We start from the raw sequence: 4,499 nt of genomic DNA, 5'->3' as shown, positions 1-4,499 counted from the left end.
ATCGGCAGCGCCTGCACCGCCATCGTGGGGGATCACGCCGACTCCCGCCAGCCCCGCGCCAGCCTGACGGGTATCCTGGCCGCCCTGCACGACTCGCCCCACCTGCTCTATCTCGTCTGCCACAGCCGCATCCACGAGGGCGAGTCGCTGCTGTATCTAGAGGACGACGCCGGCGACACCGCCGTGGTGCACGGCAGCGCACTGGTCGAGGCGATCGAGAGCCTCTCACCGCCGCCGCTGCTGGCCGTCCTGATCGCCTGCCGCAGCGCCGGGGCGGGCTACGGCGACGGCATCAACGCCCTCGGCCCACAGCTGGCCCGCGCCGGGCTGCCGGCCGTGCTCGGCTTCCAGGGCGACGTGCAGCAGCGCACGGTGCGCCAGTGCATGCGGGCGCTCTGGGATGAGCTAAGCAACGATGGGCGGATCGACCGGGCGATGACCGTGGCCCGCCGGAGGATCGGCGACGGTATGTGGTGGCAGCCGGTGCTCTGGCTGCGCGCCCGCGACGGCCGGCTCTGGCACGACTCTCAGCCCGCCCAGCCTGCGCCCAGCAGTACCACGGACGATCCGATCACGCTCAGCCCACAGCTGCGCGCGCTGCGCGCCGACCTATGGTTCGAGTCGCGCAAGGCACACCCCGACTGGGCGCAGGTCGAGCAGATGGCGCTGGCCCTGCTGGAGGCTCTCCCCAGCGACGAGCCGACCCGCAGGCTGCTGGCCGAGGCCGGGCGCTGGCTTGCGCTCCAGACTCGCTACGACACCCTGCGCCAGCGCCGCGACGACGGTGCCGGGTGGGGCGATATCACCGCAGCGATCGCGGACCTTGAGCGTGACTGGCCGGGATTCCCCGACCCCGACGGGATTCGCGCGTGGGCCGCCGCGCAGCGCCGCACCGCCCGGCTCCAGCCGGCCATCGCGCAGCTGCGCGAGCGCCAGAGCGCCCACGCCGCGCTCGACCTGATCGAGCGATTCCTGGAGGAGCACCCCGACGACTCAGACGCCGCAGCCCTTGTGAGCAGCATCATCGAGATGGCCGAGGCACCCTTCGAGCAGCGGGTGCGCGCCGCCCAGATGGCCGGCCGCATCGGAGATACGCGCATCCCGGTCGACATCGCGCAGTGGCGCGACAGCCTGGGCGCGCGCAGCTATAGCTTCGGCCGCCCCGATGGCTACTGGTGCTATGTGGCCTCCGGGGCCTACCGCGTCGGCGGCCCCGAGGATGGCAGCGGCGCGGACCTCGTGCTGCCGGCGTTCTGGATCGCCCGCTACCCGATCACCGCCGCCCAGTACGGCCAGTTCATCGCCGATGGGGGCTACCACGAGGAGCGCTGGTGGACGCCGGAGGGCTGGGGCGCGCGGCAGCGCGGCGACATCCTGGCCCAGCCCTGGGGCTGGGGGGAACCCCGCTTCAGCCAGCCGAACCAGCCGGTTGTCGGGGTGGGCTGGGATGAGGCGACGGCCTTCTGCGCCTGGCTGACCCAGCGCCTGCGCCCGACTCTGTCGAGCTACCAGATCCGCCTGCCGGACGAGGGCGTGTGGGAGGCGGCCGCGCGCTACGACGACGGGCGGCAGCCGCGGAGCTACCCCTGGGGCGAGGAGCCGCCCAGCATCGAGCGGGCCATCCACGCCACGCAGCCGGCGCGGCTGCGCGACGCCGCGCCGGCACCGGTGGGCTGCTGCGTCGCCGGCGCGGCGGCCTGCGGCGCCCTCGATATGGCGGGGAACACCTGGGAGCTCATGGCGAGCAGCTGGGAGAGCTACCCCCATGGCGCGGCCGCACCCGGCCCCGACGAGCATCTCGCCTGGCGCGGCGGCACCTGGGCGTCGAGCGCGCGCGCCATGCGCTGCACCGAGCGCGACCGCACCCGGCGCGACGGGCATAACTACGCCCAGGGCGGATTCCGCGTGATCATCGCGCCCCGTTAGGCTCCTGTGGGCTCATCGTTAGGTTGCCGTGAGGGTCGCGCATAACAGAGCGCGGCCCTCACACGTTTATTATGGGCTAGGCCAAGACGCCGCGATCGCGAGCGGATGGCCGCACACGGGGGCCGCCGGGGGCGAATCGCATCGCCCGGTGGCCCTTCTGTAAGAAGCCGACACACACCACCACACCACCATGCAACCACATCGATACGATGGAGATACAGGGGACATGATTCGCGCGCTCCACCCGACACTCATATGGGCTATCGGTGGAGCCGTCATCAGCGGCGCTATGTCAGCGGCGGCGACCATTCTCTACGTCTGGTTCACCCACCACAGCTTCGCAATGGCCCTCTTACAGAGCAACACCGCCCTCGGCGCCCTGCTCGGGGCACACCTGGGCCTGCTGCTCGCCTACCTGCGCAGCTATCAGGACGAGGCCCCGGCCTCGTGGGAGGTGATACAGCGCGACCGGGTCGGCATCATTATGGCAGTTCTGCTGCTAATCTACGCGGTCGGCTGGATCGCCGTGAGCCTCTAGGCTCACCCGTCGCGCGGCTCGCGCACGAGGCGGATGCCCTCAACCGGCGGCATGCGGCCGGCGACGCGCTCCTCCAGCACCACCAGATCGACATAGATCTGGCGGCAGCTGCGCAGCCCCTGTGTGCGCTGCTCGCGGGTCCACTCGCTGCGATCAGACGGCTCGCGGCTGATCCAGACCAGGCAGTTGATCAGCGCCCAGTAGCGCAGGAAGACACGCTCCTCGGGCGCGCGCGCCGGGCGGGCCGAGCCGGCGCGGTCGAAGACCTGCGCGAACTCGGCGGCATACGCCACATCGAGGCAGGTGTAGCCGGCGCGGGCCAGGTCGGGCAGGCGGCCGATGTCGATCAGGTAGAGGTGCTCACGCACATCGGCCAGCATATCGCCCTGCGCCGAGGCCGCCGTCAGCTTGAGCGACCGCATCGCCGCCACGCCGCCCTGCGCCATCACCTCACGAAGCTTCGCGGCGGCCACGCTGCCCTCGCGCAGCCCTGCGGGCAGGGCAGAGGACAGCAGGGCGATCTCCCCACGGGCCTCCTTGAGGAGATCGCCGATCATCCGCACCGGCTCGCGGGCCTCGCCGCGCAGCTCGTCGGTGAGCCTCCCGAGGGCGACCGAGCGGGCATGATCCTTCGACTCGTGGCTCGACGCAGCCGCCGTCTGCGCCTGCGTGTAGCGCTCCACCGCCAGCCGGGCCTTATCCTGGATCGTCATGGCCACCCGCGCGAGATCGCCGGCCGGGGCGCGTGAGAGATCGCGCCCAGATCGGCTGATCGCCTGCGCCAGGGCGCCGATCAGCCCGCTAATATCATCGAGGCGCTGCGCGGTGGCGATCTCGTCGGGCAAAATCAGCGCGTGGCGATGCCAGTTCCCCAGCTCCTGCACATCGACGCGGATCTGCTCGATGAGCAGGCCAAGGGTGAAGATCTGCAGGGCGTGCATGTCATCGAAGAGGTGGTCGGCGAGGATGGCCCGCACCCGATCCTGGGGCGTCGCCCAGCGCTCGCCATAGATGCGCTCGGCCCCATCGCCAACCCAGTAGCGCAGCCGGCTATCGAGGCCAGCCCGATAGCTCTTGCTCTCATCGACCGTGGGCAGCCGGTAGCGCATCCCATCCCGGTCGCGCTCGCTGAGCCAGGCGCAGAAGGCGATCGCATCCGGCAGGCGCACGCCCAGCACCGGCAGCTTTGATTGGCCGGCGGGGAACTCGTGGCCGAGCCAGTGGTCGGGGGAGAGGTAGTGCCCCTGGGCGCGCTGGGTATCGAGGAAGCGCTGGTAGGCCGGGTGGCTGATCAGGACGCCGCCTATCGCGCGCTGCTTGCGCTCATCAAGCTGGGCCATCTGGCGCAGGCTATAGCGCAGCAGCGCCTCGGCGATCAGCGTGCGCTGCTCAGGCGTGCCCCGCTCGACGTGGTCCTCCATATAGCCGACGAAGCGGGCGCGAACCTCGGGGCGCAGGCTGATCGCCTCCTCCAGGATGGTGATGCCCAGGCTCAGGGCGCCCTCCGACTGGCCGGCGGAGTCGAGGGCGGCCTCCAGCACATCCGAGGCGTCCTCCTGGGCGGCGGCGAGCAGGATCGTCTCATGCCACCAGGTATCATCCACATAGTTGATCAGCTCGGGCTCAAGGTGCTGGCGCAGGATATAGACCGAGGCCAGGTACTCCTGGTAGGTCAGGTGGGCGAACTTATAGACGCCGGGGGCGATCTCCAGGAGCAGCCCGCTCGACTCCTCAACCCGCTTGAGGAAATCGGCCGGGCGCTCCTGGACGCTGACATCCGCCAGGGGCTCGGCGATCACCTCAACCGCCTCGGAGATGCCGATCTGCGGGTCGCGCCGGTGCATCATCCGGTAGGCCAGCGGGCCGAGCACACGCAGCTTCTGCAGCACCACCAGGCCATCCTCAACCTTCTGGCGGCGGCCCAGGAACACCTCGAAGATCTCTTTGTACAGCTCGGCGCGCTTCTCGGGGAGCTTCAGCAGGTAGCGATGCACCGTGGCGATCATGGTGAGCAGCAGCGGGTTCGAGGCCAGGT

At 70.4% G+C, this 4,499-nt stretch carries 3 protein-coding genes; 2 read left to right on the top strand and 1 reads right to left on the bottom strand.

Annotation, left to right across the window (positions count from 1 at the left end; translation table 11 throughout):
* Together K2Z83_RS27890 and K2Z83_RS27885 are read left to right on the top strand one after the other, a co-directional pair.
* A partial coding sequence (locus tag K2Z83_RS27890; RefSeq protein WP_220598444.1) for an SUMF1/EgtB/PvdO family nonheme iron enzyme occupies positions 1 to 1,926 on the top strand: 1,926 nt, incomplete at its 5' end.
* Positions 1,927 to 2,215: 289 nt separating this feature from the next.
* Positions 2,216 to 2,464, top strand: coding sequence for a hypothetical protein (locus K2Z83_RS27885; RefSeq protein WP_220598443.1), 249 nt, complete (start codon positions 2,216 to 2,218; stop codon positions 2,462 to 2,464).
* Between the two features lie 2 nt (positions 2,465 to 2,466).
* Here the strand turns inward: K2Z83_RS27885 and K2Z83_RS27880 are convergent.
* Positions 2,467 to 4,499 (bottom strand): NACHT domain-containing NTPase (locus tag K2Z83_RS27880; protein ID WP_220598442.1); only part of this gene is annotated, 2,033 nt, incomplete at its 5' end.

Source organism: Oscillochloris sp. ZM17-4 (genome assembly GCF_019599295.1).
In the GTDB taxonomy this organism is placed as follows: domain Bacteria; phylum Chloroflexota; class Chloroflexia; order Chloroflexales; family Chloroflexaceae; genus Oscillochloris.
Note: the sequence above shows the minus strand (reverse complement) of the source record. Positions and strands in the feature narration are given on the sequence as shown.